The 23,689-nt window shown below is 60.8% G+C and carries 26 protein-coding genes; 15 read left to right on the top strand and 11 right to left on the bottom strand.

Annotated features, from left to right (window positions below; translation table 11 throughout):
- Window positions 1–68: 68 nt before the first annotated feature.
- From ACM6IP_RS04740 to rpoE, 4 genes are all read right to left on the bottom strand, one after another.
- A complete protein-coding gene (locus ACM6IP_RS04740; protein ID WP_095169756.1) occupies window positions 69–1,499 on the bottom strand; it encodes a DegQ family serine endoprotease in 1,431 nt (476 codons plus the stop codon).
- A gap of 249 nt (window positions 1,500–1,748) precedes the next feature.
- Window positions 1,749–2,708, bottom strand: coding sequence for a MucB/RseB C-terminal domain-containing protein (locus ACM6IP_RS04735; protein ID WP_095169757.1), 960 nt, complete (start codon window positions 2,706–2,708; stop codon window positions 1,749–1,751).
- Between the two features lie 8 nt (window positions 2,709–2,716).
- Window positions 2,717–3,304, bottom strand: a complete 588-nt coding sequence (locus ACM6IP_RS04730) for a sigma-E factor negative regulatory protein (RefSeq protein WP_095169758.1) — start codon at window positions 3,302–3,304, stop codon at window positions 2,717–2,719.
- Window positions 3,305–3,335: 31 nt separating this feature from the next.
- Window positions 3,336–3,917: an RNA polymerase sigma factor RpoE gene (rpoE, locus tag ACM6IP_RS04725; protein WP_003172477.1), complete on the bottom strand. Its 582-nt coding sequence runs from the start codon at window positions 3,915–3,917 to the stop codon at window positions 3,336–3,338.
- Between the two features lie 558 nt (window positions 3,918–4,475).
- On the opposite strand from rpoE, the gene nadB reads away from it, so the two are divergent.
- Window positions 4,476–6,092, top strand: coding sequence for an L-aspartate oxidase (gene nadB / locus ACM6IP_RS04720; RefSeq protein WP_095169759.1), 1,617 nt, complete (start codon window positions 4,476–4,478; stop codon window positions 6,090–6,092).
- Here the strand turns inward: nadB and ACM6IP_RS04715 are convergent.
- Entirely contained in the window at window positions 6,061–6,510 is a 450-nt protein-coding gene (locus ACM6IP_RS04715; protein WP_159997514.1) for a protein YgfX, read from the bottom strand. The genes nadB and ACM6IP_RS04715 overlap by 32 nt on opposite strands.
- Window positions 6,494–6,748 (bottom strand): succinate dehydrogenase assembly factor 2, encoded by a 255-nt coding sequence (locus ACM6IP_RS04710; RefSeq protein ID WP_095169761.1) that lies wholly within the window; start codon window positions 6,746–6,748, stop codon window positions 6,494–6,496. Before ACM6IP_RS04710 ends, ACM6IP_RS04715 begins: the two co-directional genes overlap by 17 nt.
- A gap of 149 nt (window positions 6,749–6,897) precedes the next feature.
- On the opposite strand from ACM6IP_RS04710, the gene ACM6IP_RS04705 reads away from it, so the two are divergent.
- The 5 genes from ACM6IP_RS04705 to ACM6IP_RS04685 all read left to right on the top strand — a co-directional run bounded on the left by ACM6IP_RS04705 (window position 6,898) and on the right by ACM6IP_RS04685 (window position 12,048).
- A complete protein-coding gene (locus ACM6IP_RS04705; RefSeq protein WP_095169762.1) occupies window positions 6,898–7,839 on the top strand; it encodes a YgfZ/GcvT domain-containing protein in 942 nt (313 codons plus the stop codon).
- 36 nt (window positions 7,840–7,875) lie between these two features.
- Entirely contained in the window at window positions 7,876–8,697 is an 822-nt protein-coding gene (locus ACM6IP_RS04700; RefSeq protein ID WP_095169763.1) for an HDOD domain-containing protein, read from the top strand.
- 453 nt (window positions 8,698–9,150) lie between these two features.
- Window positions 9,151–10,398, top strand: a complete 1,248-nt coding sequence (locus ACM6IP_RS04695) for a ribonucleotide-diphosphate reductase subunit beta (RefSeq protein ID WP_095169764.1) — start codon at window positions 9,151–9,153, stop codon at window positions 10,396–10,398.
- A gap of 206 nt (window positions 10,399–10,604) precedes the next feature.
- Complete coding sequence (locus ACM6IP_RS04690; RefSeq protein WP_159997518.1) at window positions 10,605–11,564, top strand: hypothetical protein; 960 nt, start codon at window positions 10,605–10,607, stop codon at window positions 11,562–11,564.
- Window positions 11,565–11,730: 166 nt separating this feature from the next.
- Window positions 11,731–12,048, top strand: a complete 318-nt coding sequence (locus ACM6IP_RS04685; protein ID WP_095169766.1) for a helix-turn-helix domain-containing protein — start codon at window positions 11,731–11,733, stop codon at window positions 12,046–12,048.
- Between the two features lie 21 nt (window positions 12,049–12,069).
- Here ACM6IP_RS04685 and ACM6IP_RS04680 read toward each other — a convergent pair whose 3' ends face one another.
- Window positions 12,070–13,125: an MBL fold metallo-hydrolase gene (locus tag ACM6IP_RS04680; protein WP_414861053.1), complete on the bottom strand. Its 1,056-nt coding sequence runs from the start codon at window positions 13,123–13,125 to the stop codon at window positions 12,070–12,072.
- A gap of 202 nt (window positions 13,126–13,327) precedes the next feature.
- Here ACM6IP_RS04680 and ACM6IP_RS04675 point away from each other — a divergent pair, with 202 nt between their 5' ends.
- From ACM6IP_RS04675 to ACM6IP_RS04665, 3 genes are all read left to right on the top strand, one after another.
- A complete protein-coding gene (locus tag ACM6IP_RS04675; RefSeq protein ID WP_095169768.1) occupies window positions 13,328–13,936 on the top strand; it encodes a TetR/AcrR family transcriptional regulator in 609 nt (202 codons plus the stop codon).
- A gap of 188 nt (window positions 13,937–14,124) precedes the next feature.
- Window positions 14,125–15,183 carry a diguanylate cyclase gene (locus tag ACM6IP_RS04670; RefSeq protein WP_095169769.1) on the top strand — a complete coding sequence of 353 codons (1,059 nt, stop codon included), beginning with the start codon at window positions 14,125–14,127 and terminating at the stop codon, window positions 15,181–15,183.
- Window positions 15,184–15,241: 58 nt separating this feature from the next.
- Window positions 15,242–15,781 (top strand): DUF1003 domain-containing protein, encoded by a 540-nt coding sequence (locus ACM6IP_RS04665; protein WP_095169770.1) that lies wholly within the window; start codon window positions 15,242–15,244, stop codon window positions 15,779–15,781.
- A gap of 7 nt (window positions 15,782–15,788) precedes the next feature.
- Here the strand turns inward: ACM6IP_RS04665 and ACM6IP_RS04660 are convergent, their stop codons facing one another.
- Entirely contained in the window at window positions 15,789–16,739 is a 951-nt protein-coding gene (locus tag ACM6IP_RS04660; RefSeq protein ID WP_414861052.1) for a LysR family transcriptional regulator, read from the bottom strand.
- 14 nt (window positions 16,740–16,753) lie between these two features.
- On the opposite strand from ACM6IP_RS04660, the gene ACM6IP_RS04655 reads away from it, so the two are divergent.
- The gene (locus ACM6IP_RS04655) at window positions 16,754–17,464 is read left to right on the top strand and encodes a CTP synthase (protein WP_414861051.1); all 711 of its coding nucleotides are present in this window, start codon (window positions 16,754–16,756) and stop codon (window positions 17,462–17,464) included.
- Window positions 17,461–17,784: an antibiotic biosynthesis monooxygenase family protein gene (locus ACM6IP_RS04650; RefSeq protein WP_414861050.1), complete on the top strand. Its 324-nt coding sequence runs from the start codon at window positions 17,461–17,463 to the stop codon at window positions 17,782–17,784. The genes ACM6IP_RS04655 and ACM6IP_RS04650 overlap by 4 nt, the downstream gene beginning before the upstream one ends.
- Here ACM6IP_RS04650 and ACM6IP_RS04645 read toward each other — a convergent pair.
- Window positions 17,781–18,107 (bottom strand): DUF2025 family protein, encoded by a 327-nt coding sequence (locus ACM6IP_RS04645; RefSeq protein WP_095169774.1) that lies wholly within the window; start codon window positions 18,105–18,107, stop codon window positions 17,781–17,783. The two genes, ACM6IP_RS04650 and ACM6IP_RS04645, sit on opposite strands and share 4 nt — an antisense overlap.
- Before the next feature lie 236 nt (window positions 18,108–18,343).
- Here ACM6IP_RS04645 and ACM6IP_RS04640 point away from each other — a divergent pair, with 236 nt between their 5' ends.
- A complete protein-coding gene (locus tag ACM6IP_RS04640; protein ID WP_401129491.1) occupies window positions 18,344–19,471 on the top strand; it encodes a glycerophosphodiester phosphodiesterase in 1,128 nt (375 codons plus the stop codon).
- Window positions 19,472–20,155 carry a helix-turn-helix domain-containing protein gene (locus ACM6IP_RS04635; RefSeq protein ID WP_414861049.1) on the top strand — a complete coding sequence of 228 codons (684 nt, stop codon included), beginning with the start codon at window positions 19,472–19,474 and terminating at the stop codon, window positions 20,153–20,155.
- A 4-nt stretch (window positions 20,156–20,159) separates the two neighbouring features.
- Here ACM6IP_RS04635 and ACM6IP_RS04630 read toward each other — a convergent pair whose 3' ends face one another.
- Window positions 20,160–21,047, bottom strand: a complete 888-nt coding sequence (locus ACM6IP_RS04630; protein ID WP_414861048.1) for a sterol desaturase family protein — start codon at window positions 21,045–21,047, stop codon at window positions 20,160–20,162.
- A gap of 153 nt (window positions 21,048–21,200) precedes the next feature.
- Between ACM6IP_RS04630 and ACM6IP_RS04625 the strand changes: the two genes are divergently transcribed.
- Window positions 21,201–21,521 (top strand): PepSY domain-containing protein, encoded by a 321-nt coding sequence (locus tag ACM6IP_RS04625; RefSeq protein ID WP_095169778.1) that lies wholly within the window; start codon window positions 21,201–21,203, stop codon window positions 21,519–21,521.
- 142 nt (window positions 21,522–21,663) lie between these two features.
- On the top strand, window positions 21,664–22,848 hold the full coding sequence (locus ACM6IP_RS04620; RefSeq protein ID WP_414861047.1) for an ATP-binding protein: 1,185 nt from the start codon (window positions 21,664–21,666) through the stop codon (window positions 22,846–22,848).
- 12 nt (window positions 22,849–22,860) lie between these two features.
- On the opposite strand, the gene ACM6IP_RS04615 is transcribed toward ACM6IP_RS04620, so the two are convergent.
- Window positions 22,861–23,565, bottom strand: coding sequence for a methyl-accepting chemotaxis protein (locus ACM6IP_RS04615; protein WP_414861059.1), 705 nt, complete (start codon window positions 23,563–23,565; stop codon window positions 22,861–22,863).
- Window positions 23,566–23,689: the final 124 nt, after the last annotated feature.

Here is a 23,689-nt window from a genome sequence, read left to right as displayed (position 1 = left end):
AAGGTACATTCTCCAGACCAAAAAAAACCGCCTCGATCGAGGCGGTTTTTTTGTTGCGAGTAACCGGGTTATTCAGCCAGCTTGAAGGTAATGAAGCTCGCGCGCCCCTGGCGCAGGACCCGCATCGACACCGAACGATTCTTCGGCAGTGCCTTGGCGATCTCCGTGAACTCCTTGGCCGATACGATCGCCTGATTGTTCAGGTGCGTGATCACATCGCCTGGCTGCAGGCCGATCAATGAAGCAGGACCGTCCTGGACCTCCTTGATCACCACGCCGCCCTTGAGGTCGAACGCCTTCTTCTGCTCGTCGCTGAGCTCAATCACAGCCACGCCCAGACGATTACTGCTGCGCTCGACACCGTTTTTGGCCAGTGCATCGAGCTCCTTGCCTTCTTCCGGAATCGCGCCAACCGTCAACTCGACGTTTTTGCGCTTGCCGTCGCGAATCACTTCAAGGTTTGCCTTGGCGCCGGCCTTGAGTGCGCCCACCAGGTGCGGCAGGTCTGCCGACATGACGATCGGCTGATCGTTCATGCTCAAGATCACGTCACCCACCTGCAAACCACCCTTGGCTGCCGGACCGTCGTCCTGGATCTGGGCCACCAGCGCGCCGGCCGGCTTGTCCAGGCCGAAGGACTCGGCAAGATCCTTGTTCACTTCCTGGATCACCACACCCAGCCAGCCACGGCTGACTTTGCCACCGCTTTTGAGCTGGTTGGAGACATCCATTGCCACATCGATCGGGATGGCGAACGAGACGCCCATGAAACCACCGGAACGGGTGTAGATCTGGGAGTTGATCCCCACCACTTCGCCCGCCAGGTTGAACAGCGGGCCACCGGAGTTGCCCGGATTGATCGGCACGTCGGTCTGGATGAACGGTACGTAGTTTTCGTTCGGCAGGCTACGGCCGATCGCGCTGACGATGCCTTGGGTCACGGTATGGTCAAAGCCGAACGGCGAACCGATGGCGACTACCCATTGCCCGGCCTTGAGGTCCTGGGATTTACCCAGTTTCAGCACCGGCAGGTCCTTGCCTTCGATTTTCAGCAGCGCCACGTCGGAACGCGGGTCGGTGCCGATCAACTTGGCCTTGAGTTCACTGCGATCAGCCAGGCGCACGAGAATTTCGTCGGCATCGGCGATCACATGGTTATTGGTCAGGATGTAGCCGTCCGGGGAAATGATGAAGCCCGACCCCAGGGATTGCGCTTCACGCTGGCGGCCACCGCCAGGGGAACGCTGCTGTGGCGGCATACCGCGCTCGAAGAACTCGCGCAGCATCGGTGGCAAGCCTTCCAGGTCAGGCATCTGCTGGTTAGACACTTTGCGGTCGGGCAATTTTTGCGTGGTACTGATGTTCACCACGGCTGGCGAGGCTTGCTCGACCAGTTGGGTGAAGTCCGGCAGTTCGGCTGCCTGGGCAGCAACGGTCTGACCCAGCACCAAGACGGTGGCAAAAATAGTCAGGTAGGATTTTAAACGTGGTATCGACATACGGCTCCCGTTACGACGAGCATGGTTAAGCGATAGGGAACAAGAAACACCAGGCAACCGCCATCGGTACTTTTGTTCCGGGAACAACTATACAAGGCCAGAGCCGAGGGGCTCTGACCTATAGAAAATTTTAAGAAGTTTTGCAAACTGAAATGCTCACCAAACATTTCGACATCTCGATTGTGGAACCAGCCATGACTGACCTTTTCCACAACCAACCCGTCGTTCGATGAGCGGCACTGGGTCGACTTACTGCTTGGACGTCGATGGAGCGGTGCGCATGGACAGCGCGATCCGTTCGGCGGTGCCGATCGGAATTTCCCCCACCACGGTCACCATCATCTCACCATCGGGGGTGGTCAAGCGCCGTGAAACGGCAACGGTGGGCCCAAGCTGGGTTCGAGTATCAGTGACTACTTCGCCATTGAGCGGCTCGAGGAACACCGAGAAACGCGCCAGGCCGTCGTCATACATCAGGCTACTAACCTGAGCCTTGGTCTGCGGATCCTTGTGGGCGCTGCTGCTGGTCAACTCGAAGCCCGGCGGTAACCAATCGGAGTGCCAGGCCTGGGCGGTCTTCGCGGCCGTGGCCTTGTTACTGTCCAGCGCCACGGTCTTGCACTCGTCACTGGCCTGCAGGTCCTGGTCGCCCGGCACGTCGGCGGTGTCCAGGCGGGTAAACTGGAAGCGCTCCAGCAACTGGCCTTTTTCATTGAGTAGCAAGGATTTGAGCGGCAGACCGGTTTCCCGATCCAGGTGCAATTCAAAACCGTAACGATGCTGGTCACGGGGCGTCAGCGAAACAATCACCGCCGCGCGCCCGGCCACGCGCGACTTGCCGATGACGGCAAGGTCGTACCAATTCTTCAGCTTTTGTGGGTCAAGTGCTCGAGCGGACGCGTCGGGGGTGTCCTCCAGCCCTGCCACCAGGCTGCCGCTCACGCATTGAGTACGTCCATCAATGCGTACGACTTCCTGGGCCGAGCCGTCGAGCTGCAGTAAACGCTCGCGGACTTTGCCATCCTGGACACGATGCCAGATGTTGTGGGTAGAAAAACTACCGTTACGCTCGTAAATGAAAGTGCCTTGAAAGCTCTGCTGCTGCTCGGCCTGGCTCAGACGGTTCAACCAGTCTTGAGCCTCATCGGCATGGGCTGGAACAACGAACCAGCCACTGAGCAAAAGCGTAAGTAGAGGTATGGCGCGCATGATCCTCCTTAACGGGTTTCCTGGCTCGCTGCACGAGCATAAGGCAGGGCACTTTCAGTACCTTTGAGTGCAGCTTGTTGAGCATGTTGACGCAGATAACCCGGCAGACGCTGATCGTGCCAGCCTGGCTGACCTTGCAAGACACCATTGGCCATCGGGCCTGTGGCTTGCGAACTCTCATTGTAGCCTGCCAAAACGGCTGGGCCCTTGACTTGAGGAACGGTCAGACCCGGTTGAGTGGATTGCTGGGCCAATTCGACGCCGGCGATCTCATCCTGGTTGTACAGACGCACACCTGCCAGCACCGCAACAGTCACGGATGCTGCAACGGCCAGGCGACCCAAGCTACGCCACGGTCCACGGCTGACTTTCGCTGGCACGGCTTCATCAGCCAGCGCTTGCGAGACGGCCGAAGCCAGGTCCAGACGGGGGATCAGCAAGTCCTTGTGCATCACTGCCCGGGCAATCTGGTAACGCGCCCAGGTTTCGCGGGTTTCAACATCGTCGAAGGCATTCAACACCCGACGCAATTCCAGTTCGTCCGCTTCGTTATCCATCACTGCGGACAGCGATTCCTGCAGGGCTTCCCGACTCATGGCGTTCCTCTCTTGGCTGTCGCCGCTGTCTTTAGTTTTCCTGCAACAGTGGTTGCAGGGCTTTATCGATGGCCTCCCGAGCGCGGAAGATCCGGGAGCGCACGGTACCCACCGGACATTGCATGACGCTCGCAATGTCCTCGTAACTCAGACCATCAAACTCACGTAAAGTTAGAGCGGTACGTAAATCTTCTGGCAGTTGCTGAATGGTTCGATGGACGGTGCCTTCGATCTCATCCCGCAGCAATGCACGCTCTGGTGACTCGAGATCCTTGAGGCCATGATCGCCGTCGTAGAACTCCGCATCTTCAGAGCTAACATCGCTATCCGGCGGCCGGCGGCCGCGTGAAACCAGATAGTTCTTCGCCGTGTTGATGGCAATGCGGTAAAGCCACGTATAAAACGCGCTGTCCCCGCGAAAATTTCCAAGTGCACGGTAAGCCTTGATAAAGGCCTCTTGCGCAACATCCTGGGCTTCATGGGTGTCGTGCACAAAACGCACGATCAACCCGAGAATTTTGTGCTGGTATTTCAGCACTAGCAGATCGAAAGCACGCTTGTCACCGCGCTGAACGCGTTCGACCAGCTGCTGATCCTCTTCCTGGGTTAGCATGAACACTCCTCGATAAGCTCGGAGGAGGCTTGCATGACTAATCGTTCAGGCTTGCAAACATAGACTCGGGCTTTTCGCAAAAGTTCTCCCCCTCCAAGCAAGTTTCCTGCGCGCGCTGATTTGGCACACACGAAAAACGCAGCACCGGCTTGGCCGGCTGCGCGAATAATCTTGTTGTCGAATCCATACGCATTGACCGGAACACAGATCCTGCGTGAAACCGACGTCGTCCCTCGTTTCAGGCAACCTTCTATTGAGTTTAGGGCCTTGGCAAAAGTTCCCAATCTTTATAGCCGGGTGAAACCAACAATGTGCAACCACGAAGCGAAAAAGCAGGGTTTGTCGCCGAAAACTTGAGCATTTCGCCTACTCACGAGGTAAAACACCCGACATAGGCATCCGTCTTTTGCGTCACAGTAGTTTCACATTGCCACGAAGGCTCGGCTATTGTGCCGATCCACCCCTCTATATACTAGTGCGCTGTGTGGCTGTCTCGACTCGCCGATTCAGGTGTCTTGCGCCAACCCCGTCCCGGGTCGCTTTGAGCGGAATCCTGAAATGAGCCAACAGTTTCAACACGATGTTCTGGTGATTGGCAGCGGCGCTGCCGGTCTGAGTCTGGCACTGACGTTGCCTGATCATTTGCGCATTGCGGTATTGAGCAAAGGCAACCTTGCCAACGGCTCGACCTACTGGGCCCAGGGCGGTGTTGCTGCCGTGCTGGACGATACCGATACCGTTGAATCTCATGTCGACGACACCCTCAACGCCGGCGGTGGCCTGTGTCACGAAGACGCGGTGCGGTTCACGGTAGAGCACAGCCGCGAAGCCATACAGTGGCTGATCGATCAGGGCGTGCCCTTCACCCGCGACGAACAGTCGGGCACCGAAGACGGCGGTTTTGAGTTCCACCTGACCCGTGAGGGTGGTCATAGCCATCGGCGTATCATTCACGCCGCCGATGCCACCGGCGCCGCAATCTTCAACACCTTGCTGGCGCAAGCGCGGCTACGCCCGAACATCGAACTGCTGGAGCAACGGGTCGCCGTTGACCTGATCACCGAAAAACGCCTCGGCCTGGAAGGCGATCGCTGCCTTGGTGCCTATGTGCTCAATCGCGGCACCGGCCAGGTCGACACCTACGGCGCGCGGTTCGTGATCCTCGCCTCCGGTGGCGCGGCCAAGGTCTACCTCTATACCAGCAACCCCGATGGCGCTTGTGGCGACGGCATCGCCATGGCCTGGCGCTCGGGCTGCCGGGTGGCCAACCTGGAGTTCAACCAGTTCCACCCGACCTGCCTGTACCACCCGCAAGCCAAGAGTTTCCTGATCACCGAAGCCCTGCGCGGCGAGGGAGCGCACCTCAAGCTGCCCAACGGCGAGCGTTTCATGCAGCGCTTCGACCCACGGGCCGAGCTGGCACCACGGGATATCGTGGCCCGGGCCATCGACCACGAAATGAAGCGCCTGGGGATCGATTGCGTCTACCTGGACATCAGCCACAAGCCCGAAGCCTTCATCAAGAGTCACTTCCCAACGGTCTATGAGCGCTGCCTGGAATTTTCCATCGACATAACTCGCCAACCGATCCCGGTCGTCCCTGCGGCGCACTACACCTGTGGCGGCGTGATGGTCGACCAGCAGGGGCGCACCGACGTCCCCGGCCTCTATGCCATCGGCGAAACCAGCTTCACCGGCTTGCACGGCGCCAACCGCATGGCCAGCAACTCGCTGCTGGAATGCTTCGTCTATGCCCGCTCGGCAGCCGCGGACATCCTTGCGCAACTGCCCCAGGTGTCGATCCCCTGCGCCCTGCCTGTTTGGGACGCCAGTCAGGTCACCGACTCCGACGAAGACGTGATCATCGCCCACAACTGGGATGAACTGCGGCGGTTCATGTGGGACTACGTCGGCATCGTGCGCACCAACAAGCGCCTGCAGCGCGCCCAGCACCGCGTGCGCCTGCTGCTGGACGAGATCGACGAGTTCTACAGCAACTATAAAGTCAGCCGCGACCTGATCGAGTTGCGCAACCTGGCCCAGGTGGCCGAACTGATGATCCAGTCAGCCATGGAGCGCAAGGAAAGCCGTGGCCTGCATTACACCCTCGATTACCCGGACCTGTTGCCGCAAGCGCTGGACACTATCCTGGTGCCGCCCACCTACGCCGACTGAACTTGAGCCGTACCCGCAGGCGCCGGTGAACATCCGGCGCCAGGGCATCGCGCGGTACACAGATCGAACGCACCCAGCGCTCGCCACTCAGGCGAAAGCGCAGCACCACGATCAACGGCAAGGCCAGGCTGTCGGGGCGCAATTGCACGGCCTGCCAGCCACCGGCCCGGCTCCACAACTGCCAGCCATCGGCATCGCGGCGCAAGCCACTGAAGGCTGTGGGATGAGTCAGGAGAATCTGCCGCGGCAACACCCAGGCGCCGTGCGCCAGGCACAGCAAGACACCCGCCAGGCGGGCCCACAGGGCAACATCGAGTAGAAACAGCGAGCCCAGCGCGAACAGCTGGGCCAGGAGATAGGCCGCCAGCAGTTGCCGTGAGGCCTGCCAGCGGCATTCGAAACTACTTGGGCTGGACACGATCCAGGATCATCCGGACCATACGTTGCAGCTCGGGATCTTCCGATTCGGAACGCTCCATGAACCAGCCGAACATGTCCTGATCTTCGCATTCGAGCAACCTGACGTAGCAGTCGCGATCGACCTGGTTCAGGTGCGCATAAACCTCTTTGACAAAGGGCACCAGCAACACGTCAAGTTCAAGCATGCCGCGGCGGCTGTGCCAATAGAGGCGATTGAGTTCAACATCTTCGACCATGGAGCGCTCCTCAAATAGAGCGCAAGTATACAGCCCCGATCCCGGTCGAACAGTCGGCTTTGGTCGGGCGCCTCCAGGCTTTTGTAAACTACCCATTTCCAGAGCACCCCCTTATGATGTCCTCCAGACCTTTTACCCTGCGATGACCCATGGCTGATTCCGCTTTTTTCTGCACCTTGTCCCATGAAGGCGTGCTCGCCGTCCGCGGCAGCGATGCCAGCAAGTTTCTTCAGGGCCAATTGACCTGCAACCTCAACTACCTGAGCGATACCCAGGCGAGCCTCGGCGCCCGCTGCACCCAAAAGGGCCGCATGCAGTCGAGCTTCCGCATCCTGCTGGAGGGTGACGGGGTGTTGCTGGCGATGGCCAGCGAGTTGCTGGAGCCGCAACTGGCCGACCTGAAAAAGTACGCCGTGTTCTCCAAGTCCAAACTCACTGATGAAAGCGCCGCCTGGGTTCGTTTTGGCCTGGTAGAGGCCGATGCCGCACTGACGGCACTGGGGCTCGACCTGCCGCCAGACACCGACTCGGTCGCCCGACACGCCGGCCTGATCGCCATTCGGGTCTCCCCTGGCCGCACTGAACTCTGGGCCCCGGCCGCACAGGCACAGAGCCTGGCGACGCAACTCTCGAGCACCCTCGCGCAAGGCAGCCTCAACGATTGGTTGCTGGGCCAGATCCGCGCCGGCATTGGCCAGGTGATGCCCGCCACTCGCGAGCTGTTCATTCCGCAGATGCTCAACCTGCAGGCGGTAGGCGGCGTGAGCTTCAAGAAAGGCTGCTACACCGGCCAGGAAATCGTCGCACGCATGCAGTACCTGGGCAAACTCAAGCGCCGCCTGTATCGCCTGCAACTAGACGCCAGCGACTTGCCCGAGCCAGGCACCGCCTTGTTCGCGCCAACCCACGGCAGCTCCATTGGCGAAGTGGTCCTCGCCGCACACGCCGAACAGGGCATCGAACTGCTGGCAGTGCTGCAAGCCGAAGCGGCCGAAGGTGCCAACCTGCACCTGGGCGCGCTCGAAGGCCCGACCCTGCACCTGCTCGAACTGCCTTACCAACTGGATCGCGATCGCGAGATCCAGCGTTAATCCGCAGTACTTTGTCGCAACACCTAGAGAAACGAAATGAGCAAGCTGGCGGAAAAGGTCCAACAGGATTTGGTTGAGGCCATCGATAACGATGACCTGGTTCTGCCAACGTTACCGGAAGTGGCCCTGCAGATTCGCCGGGCCGCCGAAGACCCGGATATCAGCGTCACCACCCTGAGTAAAGTCATCGGCCGCGACACCGCGCTGTCGGCGCGCCTGATCAAAGTGGTCAACAGCCCCCTGCTGCGCGGCGCCCAGGAAGTCACCGACCTGTACACGGCCATTACCCGGCTGGGCATCAACTACAGCAGCAACCTGGCCATCGGCCTGGTCATCGAGCAGATCTTCCATGCCCGCTCCGATGTGGTCGGCCAGAAAATGCGCGACGTCTGGCGCAAGAGCCAGGAGATCGCCGGCATCAGCTACTCGTTGTGCCGTAGCCACACCCAGCTCAAGCCCGACCAGGCGGCGCTGGGTGGCCTGGTACACCAGATCGGCGTGCTGCCAATCCTGACCTACGCCCAAGACCACTATGAGCTGCTCTCGGACCCGGTCAGCCTCAACCATGTGATCGAGCGCATCCACCCGCTGCTTGGCGACAAGCTGCTGCAGGTCTGGGAGTTTCCGGAAATGCTGGTCCACCTGCCGGGGCAATACCTGGACTTCAAGCGTCAGCCCGAGGCTGTCGACTACGTCGACCTGGTGCAAGTGGCGACCGTGCATGCCCATCTGGGCAGCCACCACCCGCTGGCCCAGATCGACATCAGCAGCCTGCCCGCCTTCAAACGGTTGGGGATCAACCCGAACAAGCCCATCCCCTGTGCCGAACTGGAAGACTCGCGCACGATGTTTTATTGAGCCGCACGCCCGCCCCGGCGGGCTTTGCGTGGAGCTGGCGGGACAGCTGGCTGTGGTTGGCAAAAATTTACCGATACCCGGCAAAAAAAATCTATGCCGGCCAAAGCCCCATAAACTCTCGCTCTGCCCGAAAAAGCAGGTCTCATGGCCACTAACTGGGCTACTTCGTCGCACCACAAGCCGTAAAAAACACCTATAATGCGCCGGTAAATCGGGCCTGCAACACCTCCTTACATGAGGGTGAAAGCCGTGCTGAAGCCATCGCCGGATGCTGACCATGTCGACTCCGCCCTTCAGCGACTTCAGGACACCCGTAGACATTTCTGTTTTTTGCCTGCGTACCGCTGCAACAAACGATTCCTTTAGATCCACCGCGGCCACCAGGCCGTGTGAATAACCGACCTTCAGAGTTTTCACACGGGCAACTGGCCCTCACGCAGGAGACGACACGTCATGCTGAGCTGGGACGAATTCGATAAAGAAGACGGCGAAGTTGTCGCCAAAGGCGCCAATGCTGGCCACGCAACAGAAGCCAACATGGACCGCCTCGACAGCGCCGGTGGTGCTGCTGCGCTGGAAGCGCGCGCCGTGACCGCCAGCGACTCGGCCGCGATCGTTCGCGCCAAGGCTGCCCTCGACAAACTCGACGTCGCCGAAGGCCTGGCCGAACTCGAAGGCGCCTCTGCCCGCGTTGCGGTCGACGAGAAGCGCATGATCAACTGCCGCGCCGACCTCAACCAACTCGTCCCATTCAAATACGACTGGGCCTGGCAGAAGTACCTGGACGGTTGCGCAAACCACTGGATGCCGCAAGAAGTCAACATGACCGCCGACATCGCCCTCTGGAAAAACCCGGAAGGCCTGACCGACGACGAGCGCCGCATCGTGATGCGCAACCTGGGCTTCTTCTCCACCGCCGACTCCCTGGTTGCCAACAACCTGGTTCTGGCCGTGTACCGCCTGATCACCAACCCGGAATGCCGCCAGTACATCCTGCGCCAGGCGTTCGAAGAGGCGATCCACACTCACGCCTACCAGTACTGCATCGAATCGCTGGCCATGGATGAAGGCGAGATCTTCAACATGTACCACGAGATCCCATCGGTCGCGAAAAAAGCCACCTGGGGCCTGAAGTACACCCGTTCGATCTCCGATCCGAAGTTCGAAACCGGTACCGTCGAAACCGACAAAGAGTTGCTGCGCAACCTGATCGCCTACTACTGCGTTCTGGAAGGCATCTTCTTCTACTGCGGCTTCACCCAGATCCTCTCCATGGGTCGGCGCAACAAAATGACCGGCGTCGCCGAGCAGTTCCAGTACATCCTGCGCGACGAATCCATGCACCTGAACTTTGGCATCGACGTGATCAACCAGATCAAGATCGAAAACCCGCACCTGTGGGATGCCGAGATGAAGGAAGAAGCCAGCCAGATGATCCTGCAGGGCACCCAACTGGAAATCGAATACGCACGCGACACCATGCCGCGCGGCGTACTGGGCATGAACGCGGCGATGATGGAGGACTACCTCAAGTTCATCGCCAACCGTCGCCTGTCGCAGATCGGTTTGAAGGAAGAGTACCCAGGCACCACCAACCCATTCCCATGGATGAGCGAGATCATGGACTTGAAGAAAGAGAAGAACTTCTTCGAGACTCGGGTTATTGAATATCAGACTGGTGGGGCATTGAGCTGGGATTGATTCCTGACGCTCATCACTGCTGAGTCGATGATCTTAAAGAGCCCTGGATGCGTAATGCCTCCAGGGCTTTTTTGTGAGCCTTTACTGGTTGCTCCACTGATAACGGCAACCGCGGGCAAGCCTTGCTCCTACATCGGTGCACCAGGGTTGAAAACCATCAGCGCATCCCGCTATTAATACCTCTCCCCTCCAGGACTCGCGCCGCCATGAAATTCGACCTCGCCTACTGCATCAGCCTCGACGCCAAGCTGTCGATCTATGACGTGCGGGACCTGAATTTTGACGAGACGATGGCGTTCGACTCTGCGAAGGAACACTTCCAGTGCCCCAACGATGCCTGCCGCTTGGCCTTTGGAACCACCAATGTGCTGGGGACGATCAATGCCAAGAGCGTGAACTACATCCGCACGCCGCATTTCAAGAATGTGCCCAGCACCCGGCATGTGGAGGGCTGTCCATATGTCAGCCTGAAGACGTCGAGTACCGAGGGAGTGGAAACGGATGACGGGATTGAGGAGCATTTCCCGTCAGAACTGTTGCTGACCCGGCGTCAGTATGTGCGCATGCCCGCTAGCACCGAGGTGACTGCCGACAGGGTGCAGGATCAGATGCCAGCGACTCCGTACATCAGCCAGGGCGAGCACCCGATAGCAGAGTCAACGCCAGACAAGACCAGCGTGTTTGCCCATCCGGTGGAGTGTTTCGTTTCCAATTTCGAGAACAAGGACCTGCTCAAGCGCATGCCGCTGAAGATTGGCGAGCACACGGCGTCCTACGCCTCGTTCTTCAAGAAGATCGAATACCTGCAGGACAACAAGGGCCTGATTTACTGGGGCAGGATCAAGGAGATCAAGGACTACACCCAGAGCTTTCGCATCGACTTCGAGAAAAAGGCCTGGCTCGAGAAGAAGCCCTACTCGGTGACCCTGTACCTGGGCAAGAAGCTGATCGACAGCTACCGCAAGCGCCAGGCGTTCCTCGAGGAGATCAAGCACGCCATCGAGAGCGAGCAGGAGCTGTATTGCTTTTTCTACGGCGTGACGCCGGAGTTGAAGCAGGTGCCAAGCAAGAAAAACCCCGAGCAGACGTTCGGGGTGTTCAGTGCCAACATCGAGAATCTGGATCACTTCATCATTCGGCAAGCGCCGCAGTTGCACGCCAAGTAATCGTGGCGTGACGCTCAATTCATCGAATACCGGCACAAGCGTCTAGCGCCTGCCTCGACCGCACGATATCGCATCAATCAAAAAAATGAGTTTGATCCGGGCGCAAAACAACTGTACAAAAACACAGTGCTAATTGATTTGCCACTCTCGAGCCCGGAGAAACCCCATGGCCTCTATTGCGATGAAAATCACCCTGGAACGTATCGCCCTGTTCCAGTTCACCCCCAAACACAGCGCCCAGGCCCGTGCGATGCTGGGTTGGTCACTGGAGCAATTGTCCCGCGAGTCCGGGGTCAGCGTAGAAGCGATAGCGCGGTTCGAAGCCGGCGCCGAAGTGCTCGACGTCACCCGCCTGGCCCTGGCCTACAGGCTGGAGGCCGAGGGCCTGGTGTTCTTTCCCGGTTTTGCCCCGGGTCGGGGCATGAGCGTCAGGGGATCGGCACCGGATCCGGTGGGGCGAGCGGATTTCGCGATGATCGAGTGATCAACTCAAGTATTGCCAGCCCTAGCCATTGGCAACTGCCTGCTCACCCTGCTCTTCAACCTCAAGCCACCAAGCCTGCCCGTGTTGCGGCTGGTTGAGGTTGAAGGCTTCACCCATTTGTGGGGTGGTGATGGACACATTGTGTTCCCAGGCCAGGGCCAGGATACGGTCGAAAGGTTCGTGCCAGGCGTGCATCGACAAATCGAAGGTGCCGTTGTGAATCGGCAACAGCCAACGCCCCTTGAGGTCGAAGTGGGCTTGCAGGGTTTGTTCCGGTTGCATGTGGACCAGTGGCCAATCGACGTTGTAGGCACCGGTTTCCATCAGGGTCAGGTCGAAGGGTCCGAACTGCTCACCGATCGCCTTGAAGCCGTCGAAATAGCCGGTGTCACCGCTGAAGAAGATGCGCTTGTCGCCGTCGATGATCACCCATGAAGCCCAGAGGGTACTGTTGCCATCGAACAGGCCGCGACCGGAAAAATGCTGGGACGGTGTGGCGATGAAGTGAATCCCGTCGATCTGCGTGCCTTCCCACCAGTCGAGTTGACGCACCTTGTTGGCATCGATACCCCACTTGATCAAGGTCTCACCTACGCCCAACGGTGTGATGAAGTGGCGGGTCTTGTCTGCCAGCTCGATGACGGTCTGATGGTCGAGATGATCGTAGTGATCGTGGGACAGGATTACTGCTTCGATCTCAGGCAACTCATCAAGACTGATCGGCGGCTGATGAAAGCGCTTGGGGCCGGCCCACTGAACCGGGGAAGCACGCTCGGCGAAGACCGGGTCGGTGAGCCAGAACTTATCGCGCAACTTCAGCAGGACAGTGGAGTGGCCTAGCCGGAACACGCTGTGGTTGGGCGCGCTGTGCAACTGCTCGCGGGTCAGGCCTTGCACCGGAATCGCTCCGACTGGCCGAGTGTTACGCGGTTTGTTGAACAACATGTTCCAGAAGATTTGCACAGTCTTGCGCAAGCCAGGTTGGCGTACCGCTGTAGGGTTGCGGTAGCGGCCCTGCTCCTGGCGGGAGGTTTTCAGTTCTGTGGCGCTGTCCGCCTGGTAAGAGAAAGTGGCCATGTTCAAATGACTCCAGAAAAACCGCTGTAGCCGGTGATTTTCTTTTTCGGACAATAAAGGGCCAATGCACGCACGCGTCAGCCGCAAACTCTAATTTTAACCGCACAACTACACTGCACGGTGTAGTTTCAAGATTGCAACAAACCCTGGAATAAGTAAACTGCTGAGTGTAAGTGCTCACCCACTCTGCCGAAGCGTATTTATGACAGCTCCCCAGCGCCTGACCGACCGTAAACGCGAAGCCATTGTCCAGGCGGCGATCAGCGAATTCCGTAGCAACGGTTTCGATATCACCAGCATGGACAAGATTGCGGCGACGGCGGGGGTATCCAAGCGCACCGTGTACAACCACTTTGCCAGCAAGGAAGAGTTGTTCGCCGAAATTCTCCAGCGTTTGTGGACCAACATTTGCGCCCAGGAAGACAGCGTCTACAGTCCCGGACAACCGCTGCGTGAGCAACTCGGGCAGCTACTGCACGGCAAACTGGCACTGTTGGCAGACAACAGCTTCCTCGACCTGGCTCGAGTGGCTATCGCCGCCACTATCCACTCACCCGAGCGTGCCCAGGACATTGTCCTGCGCATCGGCGAACGCGAGGAAGCCCTGACCGCCTGGATTCGTGCGGCACAGGCTGATGGCACACTCAAGCCGGTCGATCCCGACTTCGCCGCCCAGCAGTTGCATGGGATGCTCAAGGCCTTCGCCTTCTGGCCACAGATCTCCATGAACCAGCCAGTTCTGTCCGCCGAGATGCAGAGCACTGTCATCGAGTCGGCGCTGGACATGTTCCTGGCCTGTTATCAGCGCTGATCCGCCGCGCCAGCTACCCTGTACTACGCTGTCATGCCGCGGGCAAGTGCCGGGTGCGTGCACCTGGCCATCATCTGGCTGATGATCGCATCTGCAATAAATGACACTATTGACCTGTTTCTTCGATGGATCGCAGCCCAGGGTAAAACACCACAAAGTGTTTCAGGGCGACATGAGCGCAGTGAGCTATGCAAAATCAACGTGGCAAAGGCCTGTCATTTGCCAAACGTATCTATAAACCGCGGATTATTGGCCTGGGCATTGGCTGCATCAGTGTCGCCGCGGCGCTTTATCCCTTGGGAGTGCCCACCTGGGTCTGGGTACTGCTGGGCTTCAATGCCGTGTGCTGGGCGCACCTGGCCTATCATCTGGCGACCCGCTCCGCGTTCCCCTACCAGGCGGAACGTCGCAACCTGCTGGTCGACTCGTTGCTGGGCGGTTTCTGGGCCGCGACCATGCACTTCAACCCGCTGGCCACCGTGACCATCCTCTCGATGATGGCCATGAACAATGTGGCCGCCGGTGGGGTGCGCCTGTTGGTCCAGGGCAGCCTCGCCCAACTGCTGGGCATCGGCATTTCATGGGCGCTGCTGGGGGCCGGCTTCTCACCGCAAGTCAGCCAGCTCCAGGTGTATGCCTGCCTGCCGATGCTGACCCTCTACCCGCTTGCGGTGGGCATGGTCTGCTATCGACTGACAATCAAGCTGTCCGAGCACAAACGCGCCCTGAGTGCCTTGAGCCGCACCGACAGCCTGACCGGCCTGCTCAATCACGGCGCCTGGAAAGACCTGCTGCAAGACAGCTTCCACGAGTGCCAACGACAACAAGTCCAGGCCACCATTGGCCTGATCGACATCGATCACTTCAAGGCCATCAATGACACCTACGGGCATATTGTCGGCGACGGCGTATTGCGCCAACTCAGCGCCGAACTCAAGCTCAACCTGCGGCAAAACGACCTGGCGGGACGCTACGGCGGCGATGAATTCTGTGTGATTCTGCCGAACCTGCCCCAGGACCAGGCCATCGAGGTGATGGAGCGTCTACGCCTGGTCTTCGCCGACTATCGCCACCCAGCCATCGCGCAGTTGAAGGTCAGCTTGAGCATTGGCCTGGCCACCTATCAGACGAATTTCAGCGAGGCCGGGCAGTGGCTCGAGGCTGCCGACAAGGCGCTGTACAGTGCCAAGAGCAATGGTCGCAACAGAACCAGCAGCGCCCACGCCAGCACCACAGATCCGGCATGAGTGCAGCACCGTGGGGGTTATAGTGAACCTCAGTCCCCCCGGCCTTGCAGAGACCCTCATGAACCCAACCAAAACGCCGACATCCCCCGCAGCACCCGTCGACCACCTGCGTTTTCACCGTCCCCACGCGCATCTGGCCGCGACCTTCGGTAACGACACCTTCGCCTTGAAAGCCGAGGCCTTTGCGCGTTTTTTCGGCACGCCGACCTTTCTCGGTGCCCAGACCCTGATCGTCGCCGCCTGGATCGTCCTCAACGTTACTGGGGTGACCCGCTTCGATGTCTACCCATTCATCCTGCTCAACCTGGCATTCAGCCTGCAGGCGGCCTACGCCGCGCCTTTGATCCTGCTGGCGCAAACCCGTCAGGCCGCGCGCGACAAGGCCCAGTCCGATGCCGACGCGCAACACCGAGAGGCGCTGGCCGTGGCCAATGCCGAACGCCAGGCGCAAGCGGCGCAGAATGCCGCCCAATTGCTGGAACTGCTGGAACAGAACACCCGACTCACAGAAATGACCAAGACCCTGACCGAGCGCATTGAAAACCTCACCTCACAGGTGCATCAGCACGTCCTGGGCCAGCAACCACCCCAAGCCTGACGCTACCCTAGGCGGGCAAACGAATGGCCCGCGCCAGCTCATCGAACAGGGTCACTACCGAGCGCAGCGCGCGGCAGTCCGGACGGGTCAGCAACCACAGGCTGGTGTCGTAGCCCATCAAGGGTTCGGTCAGCGGGCGCAGCCCCTGGCCTGGATCGATCAGAAAGTCCGGCAAGGCCGCGACCCCCAACCCCGCCCGCACCAACTCAGTCACCGCGAGCATGCTGTTGCAGCGATAGCTCGGCTGCACGCCCGGTAGTTGCTGGCGTCGCCAGGTGACGGTGGGATGGTCCGGGAGGAAGTCATCCGGCGCGATCCAGCTCAGGCGTGCGAGGTCGCCCGGATCGACCGACTGCAGGTAATTCACGCTGGCGCACACCCGATAGGACACGGTCGCCAGGCGTCGGCCCACCAGATGCTCTGGTGGCGCCCGGGTCAGGCGCAGGGCAATGTCGGCATCGCGGCGGCTGAGGTTGGCAAAGTCGTTGGAGGTGCTCAGCTCCAGGGTCAACGCCGGATAGCCCGGCATGAAGTACGCCAAGGCTGGCAGCAACAAGGCATGCAAGACCGAGTCGGTGCAAGTCAGGCGCACCGTGCCGCTGATGACTTCACCGCCTTGCTCCACCCCGACCCGCGCCGCATCCAGCGCCTGTTCGGCACGTTCGGCCTGCTCGGCCAGGGTTTGCGCGAGGCTGGTGGGCAAGTAGCCGGCACGGCTTTTCTCAAACAGCGCCTGGCCCAAGCCGGCTTCCAGGCGCCGGACCGCACGAAACACCGTCGAGACGTCAACCTTGAGCAACGCGGCGGCCCGGGCCAGCGAACCGCCGCGGACCAACGCCAGGACCAGCACCAGGTCGGGGTAGTCCAGTTGATAGTGCGTAGCTGCATTGATCACTTGGGTAAACGCCAATATTGATTGCGTGAACGCCAATCTATAGTGCCCCCCAACCACCGACAAGTCTTGGAGACGCCATGTCCAATCCAGCCCACCTGCGCATTGCCCTGATCGGCGACTACGACCCGCAGGTCCTCGCCCACCAGGCCATTCCCCTGGCCCTGAACCTGGCCGCCCAACACACGGGGCGGGACGTGCAGTCGCAGTGGCTGGCCACAGAGCGGATCGACAGCCAGACCCGCTTCAACGACTTCGACGGCTTCTGGTGCGTGCCCGCCAGCCCTTACCGCAACACCGACGGCGCGTTGCGGGCGATTCAGTTTGCGCGGCAAGCGCAGCGGCCGTTCCTTGGCACCTGCGGTGGATTTCAACACGCGGTGCTGGAGTTCGCCCGCCATGTCCTGGGCTGGACCGATGCCGAGCATGGCGAAACCTCGCCCGAAGCCACGCGCGCCGTGATCACGCCCCTGGCTTGCGCCTTGGTCGAGGCCGTCGACAGCATCCAGTTGCGCGAGGGCTCGCTGATTGCCGCGGCCTACGCCAGCCAGCACATCAGCGAAGGCTACCGCTGCCGCTACGGGATCAACCCCGAGTTCGCCGACGCCCTGCAAAGCCAGGGCCTGCGCGCCACGGGCCATGACTCTGGAGGTGATCTGCGGGTCATCGAATTGCAGGGCCATCCGTTCTTCGTCGCCAGCCTGTTTCAACCCGAACGGGCTGCGCTCAAGGGCCGGTTACCGCCCTTGGTCAACGCCTTTGTCGAGGCCTGCGCGAGGAATCCGCGATGATCGCCAGCACCCCAGCCGCCCCCTATTACGCGGTGATCTTTACCTCGCTGCGCACGGCAGGCGATCACGGCTACGACCAGGCGGCCCAGCGCATGGTCGAGCTGGCCCGCGAGCAACCGGGGTTTCTCGGCGTGGAATCAGCACGTGGTGAGGATGGCCTGGGCATCACGGTTTCCTACTGGAGCGACGAAGCGGCGATCCTCGCCTGGATGCGCCACGCCGAACACAGTGCCGTCCGCGAGCAAGGCCGCGCCACCTGGTATCAGGCGTTTCACACTCGGGTGTGCAAGGTCGAGCGCTCGTATGCCTTCGCAACCTAAGCCGGCACCCGCTGGCGCAGCGCCGAAATCTCCGGCACATCGGCGCGGCGCATGTATACCCGCAGGGGTTCGCTGATGTTGATTCGGTCGTCGATGTTCTGATCCAGCAACAGCTGGATCAATTGGCGCTTGAGGGTCATGGCCTGATCCGGGCCTGGGGCCCAGACGAACTCGCTGGTGGGGATGATGCCGTCATCGGCGACGTCCATGCCGAACGAGTCTTCGCTGAAGCGCACGATGTACTGGCCAGTCTTGCGGTTGAGGCCGACAAAGCCGTGGAGTTGGTCGGCGGCCTGGCAGATGAGTTGCGAAGTGATGCGCATGATAAACCTCACGAAAGGTCCCAATGGACCGCTGATCAATGGTTTACACGCAGGGCAAGCATCCGGGTTTCCCTCTGCCGGGGAAACTGCCGGGGCCAAGAATACTGCAAAGTCGCGCACAAAAGCGCGGAAAAAGCGTCTGGAGCGGGGTTTATGTCGGTGCTGCGATAGCACAACTGTCGCTCAGTTGTTAAAAGGTAGTCCTTTGCAAAACGACTGACGAAAGGACCTCGACCATGCCTGTCAACTTCACCCACAGCGCCCTGCTGCTGAGCCTGATGCTCGGCGTCGGCCAGGCACAGGCTCTCAGCCAACCCGGTCCGAACGCGCTGGCCACCGCCAACGGCATCCCGCACCCGGCCGTGATCGCCCACCGCGGCGCCTCCTTCGATGCCCCGGAATCCACCGCCGCCGCCTACAAACTGGCGCGCGACCTGGGGGCCGACTACCTGGAACTGGACCTGCAACGCAGCAAGGACGGCGTGTTGTTCGCCCTGCACGACGACGACCTGCAACGCACCACCGACGTTGCCAGAAAATTCCCTGATCGCAAGGACAGCCCGGCCAACGCCTTCACCCTCGCCGAGCTGAAAACCCTCGATGCTGGCAGCTGGTTCAACAGCGCCTACCCGGACCGCGCCCGCCCTGCGTATGCAGGCCTGAAAATCCTCACGCTGGACGAAGTCATCGACATCGCCCAAGGCAACCCGCTGCACAAACCCGGCTTGTACATCGAGACCAAGGAGCCCCAGCAATTCCCGGGGATCGAACGCGACCTCAAGGACAAGCTGCAAGACCGCGGCTGGCTCAGCCCTGCTGGCTCCAAACTGGCCAAGAGCGCGCTGGGTGTGGGCCAGGGCAAAGGCAAGGTCGTGCTGCAGACATTCGACAAAAACAGCCTGCAGATGCTGCACCAGGAAATGCCCCAGGTGCCGAAGATCCTGCTGCTGTGGGTCGCCGAGGGCAGCATCGAGCCCAAGTCCAAGGTCAAGTTCGCCGAGTCCGGGGACAAGGACAAGGCCACCTTCTATGCCAGGCAGCAACCCAAGGACCACGCCGCCTTCGAGCAATGGGTCGACTACGCCAAGGCCCAGGGCGCAATCGGCACGGGCCCGTCCGCGACCCTGACGCACCTCGGTGACCAGAGTTATGCCAACCTCGTACAGCCCTGGATGAACCAGTACACCCACGACCAGGGCCTGCTGGTGCACGTCTACACCATCGACGAAGACGTCGACTTCCAGAAAGTGATGGACGCCGGAGTCGACGGCATCTTCACCAACCGCGCCAGCGAACTGCTCAAGTACTACCAGCGCCCGGCAACCGGCAGCGTGGCCCAGTTGCTTGAACGCAACGGCTACTGAGTGAGCAACGAGCACGAGTGGAAAGGCCAACTGTGGCTGGGCCGCGACTATGGCCTGGTCCACGGCAGATTGGGGCGCACCGCGCCCCATGCGCACTACGCCCATCAGTTGATCATCGCTGGCGGCCAACCGCTGCAGGTCAGCCTGGAGGGTACCCCCCAGGTCACCGGCCGGCTGTTTATCGAATCGCTGCGCACGCACGCCATCATGCACGGCTCGGACAACGTCCTGTGTATCTACGCCGAGCCCTTGATGTTCGAGGCCCAGGCCCTGCAGGACTGCCTGGCCGACGTCGAGCCGTCCTTGCCGGCCATTGCCCAGGCTGTGCTGCAGTGCCCACGGCGCCCTTTCAACGACCCACGCATCGGCCGTGCCCTGCAGGCCCTGGATGGCTTGCTGGCAGGCAAGGTCTCGGCGGCGTCCCTGGCCGCGCAGGCCCATGTTTCCCTGAGCCAACTGGAGCGGCTGTTCGCCCGCCAGGTTGGTCTACCCGTTCGGCGCCTGGTGCTCTGGCGCCGTCTGCGCCTGGCCATGGCGCTGATGCTGTCTGGCAGCAATCTCACAGTGGCCGCCCACGATGCGGGGTTCGCCGACGCCGCGCACCTGTCGCGCAGCCTGAAGAAAATCTTCGGGGTGACCGCCAGCCAGGGCTTGAACGGCTTGGATATCCGCCTGCTCGACTGAGCCGTTAGCGACGCAACGCCTCTGGCACCTGCGGCTCGTCACTGAATTGCTCGGGCTTGAACGGCTCCAGCAGTTGCTCGACATACCCCTGGGGATAATCCGCGCGATTGCCAATCCCCAATTCACCCTGCCTGATCGAATACGCGCCGGCGTGCAGGGCGGTGCCGAGCAAACGGTCCCACAGATTGAAAAACAGACCGAAATTCACATTGCCCGCTGCACCGTACTTCATGTGGTGCAGGCGGTGGACCGGCGCCCAGGCGAACACCTGGGACAACACTCCCGGGGTCATGTCGACGTTGGAGTGCTGCAACAGCAACTGCAGACTGATGGCGAACGCCAGCAGCAAGGCCACGTCCAGCGGAATACCCAACACGATCAAGGGCAAAAACCCCACCGCCGCCTCGAGCATCTGGTGCAGCGGATGTTTCATCAAGCCGTTGAAGCCATAGAGCCGCTGGACACTGTGATGCACCGCATGCAACCGCCACATCCAGGGCACGTGGTGACTGACGTAGTGGGTCAGGCTGACGCCCGCATCGGCAATCCCGATCGCCAGCAGCAACTGCCCCCACAGCGGCCAACTGCCGGGCCACAGGCCCTCGAACGACAACAGCGCCACCAGCCCCGGCAAGATCAGCAACGCCAGCCCATTGCAGGCTTCGTTGACCAGTGCATGGGCCACATCGCGCCAGCCATCACCCTGGTTGCGGTTCCACTGCGGTTCATACGGCAGCGCCCGTTCGGCCAGGAACGACACCAGCAGGGCACAGAGAAAAATCACCAGCAGCCACCCGGGCGAACGGCCTGCGACACCGACTACAGCGATACCGAGAGCGAGGAATCCACCCAGGAAAACCGGGGCATACAGCGTTGTTAACCAGCGTTTCATATGAACCTCCCTTGACGTGGGTCCAGCATGAAACGCTTTGATATGCGAGGATTGAACAAATGGCGCAAAGCGCGGCCGGCGTGGATTAAGGATCAATTAAGTTGCGCCGGTTAACCTGATCCCACTTAAACAGCTCAACCAAGGAATGACCCCATGAAAAAGTTGACCACCCTGTTCACCGCCGCTGCCCTGACCCTGACCGCCGGTTTCGCCATGGCTGACGTGCGCCCGGACCAGATCCCGGGGCTGCTCAAGGCCGGCACCGTCATGGACTTTGAAAAGCTCAACCAGGCGGCCCTCGCCCAACACCCAGGCACCACCGCGGCCAACATCACCGACACCGAACTGGACCATAACGCCACCACCGGCGCCTATGTCTACGAAGTGGAAATCCGTGATGCCAAGAATGTCGAGTGGGACGTCAAGCTCGACGCCAAGACCGGCGCAGTCCTGAGCAACGTGCAAGACAAGTAAAAACACGCTGCAAAAAAGCCGCACAACCTTTGGGATGTGCGGCTTTTTTACGTGGACGAAATAGCCACACCTCAAAACTGCACAAGGCGTACGCTGGTTGGCTAGACTCCGACCAGCCCCCCTTTGCAGAGACCCTTGGCCCATGAGCCCAACAGTGGCAGCCGATATCGCGACCATCGGTCGCATCAGTGCAGTGCCCGCCATGCTCCAGGTCATTCGAGACATGACGGGCCTGCGTTTCGCGGCGGTGGCGCGGGTCACCGGAACCTCCTGGACCGCCTGTGCGGTGCTCGACCAGCTGGATTTCGGCCTGTTGGTGGGCGGCGAACTGGACATTGCCAGCACCCTCTGCCACCAGGTTCGCGCCAGCCATCTGCCGGTGGTGATCGACAAGGCCAGTGACGATCCCCTGTATTGCCAGCACCACACCCCCAGGCTGTACCAGTTCGAAAGTTACATCTCGGTGCCGGTGTTCCGCACCGATGGACGTTTCTTCGGCACCATTTGCGCACTCGACCCCAATCCCGCCGAGCTCAGGTCCAGCACCATCCAGAGCACCGTGGAATCTTTTGCGCGCCTGCTGTCGTTGCAGATCGAGGCCGAAGAGAACCTGCAGCAAACCGAGGCCCAGCTACGCGAGGAACGCCACTCGGCCGAGTTGCGTGAACAGTTCATCGCCGTGCTCGGCCATGACCTGCGCAACCCGCTGTTTGCCATCACCATGGCTGCCGAGCGCGCGTTGCACAAACATCCCAACCCGACCACCGACACCCTGCTCCAGCACATACTCGACAGCGGACGCCGGGCCTCGCAACTGGTCGAGGACATCCTCGACTTTGCCCGTGGGCGCATGGGTGGCGGAATTCCGGTGGTGATCGCCGCCTGCCCGGACCTCGAACAAACCCTGCAGCAGGTGATCAGCGAAGTGCGTTGTGTCCATCCACGGCGCCAGATCATCGCCCGTTTTGGCGAGCTGACGGCCATTCACTGTGACCGCGAAAGAGTCGCACAACTGCTCTCCAACCTGGTCGCCAACGCGGTCGTCCATGGCGCCGCCGATGGCACCATTGAAGTCAGCGCACAGATCGAACAGGGGCGTTTTGTGCTCCGGGTAAAAAACCAGGGCCAGATTGCCGAATCAGTCCTGCCCCAGTTGTTCCAGCCCTACTCCAGACCGGCCAGCGGAGCGCCCCAGGCCGGCCTCGGCCTGGGCTTGTACATTGCCAGCCAGATCGCCCGCTCCCATGCCGGTGACCTCGAGGTGACCTCCTCTGAACAGGACGGCACCCTGTTCACCTTCAGCCTGCCGCTCACTGCCCAGCACTGAGCAGCCAACGCCTCAGGCACTCAGGCGCGCCGTCACTGCATTGAGTTGGCCAGACAGGCCGTGCAGGTTATTGCTCGCCGCTTCAGTGCGCTGCACGTTGTCCAGGTTGGTGCTGGCGATGCTGGTGATCTCGGTCAGGTTGCGTGAAATATCCTCGGCCACCGAGGTCTGCTCCTCGGCTGCGGTGGCGATCTGGCGGTTCATGTCGCGAATCGCTTCCACCGACTCGGTGATGCGCTCCAGCATCAGCCCGGCCTGGGTCACCTGCTCGACACTCTCGTTGCTGCGCGACTGACCGCTTTCAATCGCCAGTGCCGCGTCCACGGCACCGGTCTGCACGCTCTGGATGATCTGGTTGATCTCGATGATCGAGGCCGCCGTGCGTTGGGCCAGGCTGCGTACTTCATCGGCGACCACGGCAAAACCGCGCCCGGCTTCACCGGCGCGCGCCGCTTCGATGGCCGCGTTGAGCGCCAGCAGATTGGTCTGTTCGGCAATCCCGCGGATCACTTCCAGGACCTTGCCGATACGCCCGCTGTCGGTTTCCAGGCGGCGGATCACGGTGGCGGTGTTGGCAATTTCCCCGCGCATCTGGGTGATCGAATCAATGGTGCTCTGCATCACCAGTTCCCCCTGCTGGGCCGACTGGTCCGCATCATCCGCCGCGCGCGCGGCAGCGGCGGCATGGCGCGCAACCTCCTGGGCGGTGGCGGACATTTCGTTCATCGCGGTCGCCACCTGATCGGTGCGGCTGAACTGCTCGTTGGTGCCCTGGGACATCAGCCCGGCGATGGAATTGAGTTCGCCGCTGGCGCTGTCCAGGTCCGTGGCACTGCGCTGC

It is taken from the genome of Pseudomonas sp. IT-P176 (assembly GCF_949767245.1).
GTDB lineage: Bacteria > Pseudomonadota > Gammaproteobacteria > Pseudomonadales > Pseudomonadaceae > Aquipseudomonas.
The sequence above is the reverse complement of the archived record's forward strand: the minus strand, read 5'-3'. Positions and strand labels throughout refer to the sequence as shown.

Excerpts from the sequence above, each read along its gene's own strand:
- ACM6IP_RS04740 (WP_095169756.1), bottom strand. The coding sequence starts at position 1,499 with ATGTCGATACCACGTTTAAAATCCTACCTGACTATTTTTGCCACCGTC.
- ACM6IP_RS04735 (WP_095169757.1), bottom strand. The coding sequence starts at position 2,708 with ATGCGCGCCATACCTCTACTTACGCTTTTGCTCAGTGGCTGGTTCGTT.
- ACM6IP_RS04730 (WP_095169758.1), bottom strand. The coding sequence starts at position 3,304 with ATGAGTCGGGAAGCCCTGCAGGAATCGCTGTCCGCAGTGATGGATAAC.
- rpoE (WP_003172477.1), bottom strand. The coding sequence starts at position 3,917 with ATGCTAACCCAGGAAGAGGATCAGCAGCTGGTCGAACGCGTTCAGCGC.
- nadB (WP_095169759.1), top strand. The coding sequence starts at position 4,476 with ATGAGCCAACAGTTTCAACACGATGTTCTGGTGATTGGCAGCGGCGCT.
- ACM6IP_RS04710 (WP_095169761.1), bottom strand. The coding sequence starts at position 6,748 with ATGGTCGAAGATGTTGAACTCAATCGCCTCTATTGGCACAGCCGCCGC.
- ACM6IP_RS04705 (WP_095169762.1), top strand. The coding sequence starts at position 6,898 with ATGGCTGATTCCGCTTTTTTCTGCACCTTGTCCCATGAAGGCGTGCTC.
- ACM6IP_RS04700 (WP_095169763.1), top strand. The coding sequence starts at position 7,876 with ATGAGCAAGCTGGCGGAAAAGGTCCAACAGGATTTGGTTGAGGCCATC.
- ACM6IP_RS04695 (WP_095169764.1), top strand. The coding sequence starts at position 9,151 with ATGCTGAGCTGGGACGAATTCGATAAAGAAGACGGCGAAGTTGTCGCC.
- ACM6IP_RS04690 (WP_159997518.1), top strand. The coding sequence starts at position 10,605 with ATGAAATTCGACCTCGCCTACTGCATCAGCCTCGACGCCAAGCTGTCG.
- ACM6IP_RS04685 (WP_095169766.1), top strand. The coding sequence starts at position 11,731 with ATGGCCTCTATTGCGATGAAAATCACCCTGGAACGTATCGCCCTGTTC.
- ACM6IP_RS04680 (WP_414861053.1), bottom strand. The coding sequence starts at position 13,125 with ATGGCCACTTTCTCTTACCAGGCGGACAGCGCCACAGAACTGAAAACC.
- ACM6IP_RS04675 (WP_095169768.1), top strand. The coding sequence starts at position 13,328 with ATGACAGCTCCCCAGCGCCTGACCGACCGTAAACGCGAAGCCATTGTC.
- ACM6IP_RS04670 (WP_095169769.1), top strand. The coding sequence starts at position 14,125 with ATGCAAAATCAACGTGGCAAAGGCCTGTCATTTGCCAAACGTATCTAT.
- ACM6IP_RS04665 (WP_095169770.1), top strand. The coding sequence starts at position 15,242 with ATGAACCCAACCAAAACGCCGACATCCCCCGCAGCACCCGTCGACCAC.
- ACM6IP_RS04655 (WP_414861051.1), top strand. The coding sequence starts at position 16,754 with ATGTCCAATCCAGCCCACCTGCGCATTGCCCTGATCGGCGACTACGAC.
- ACM6IP_RS04650 (WP_414861050.1), top strand. The coding sequence starts at position 17,461 with ATGATCGCCAGCACCCCAGCCGCCCCCTATTACGCGGTGATCTTTACC.
- ACM6IP_RS04645 (WP_095169774.1), bottom strand. The coding sequence starts at position 18,107 with ATGCGCATCACTTCGCAACTCATCTGCCAGGCCGCCGACCAACTCCAC.
- ACM6IP_RS04640 (WP_401129491.1), top strand. The coding sequence starts at position 18,344 with ATGCCTGTCAACTTCACCCACAGCGCCCTGCTGCTGAGCCTGATGCTC.
- ACM6IP_RS04630 (WP_414861048.1), bottom strand. The coding sequence starts at position 21,047 with ATGAAACGCTGGTTAACAACGCTGTATGCCCCGGTTTTCCTGGGTGGA.
- ACM6IP_RS04625 (WP_095169778.1), top strand. The coding sequence starts at position 21,201 with ATGAAAAAGTTGACCACCCTGTTCACCGCCGCTGCCCTGACCCTGACC.
- ACM6IP_RS04620 (WP_414861047.1), top strand. The coding sequence starts at position 21,664 with ATGAGCCCAACAGTGGCAGCCGATATCGCGACCATCGGTCGCATCAGT.
- ACM6IP_RS04615 (WP_414861059.1), bottom strand. The coding sequence starts at position 23,565 with ATGTCCGCCACCGCCCAGGAGGTTGCGCGCCATGCCGCCGCTGCCGCG.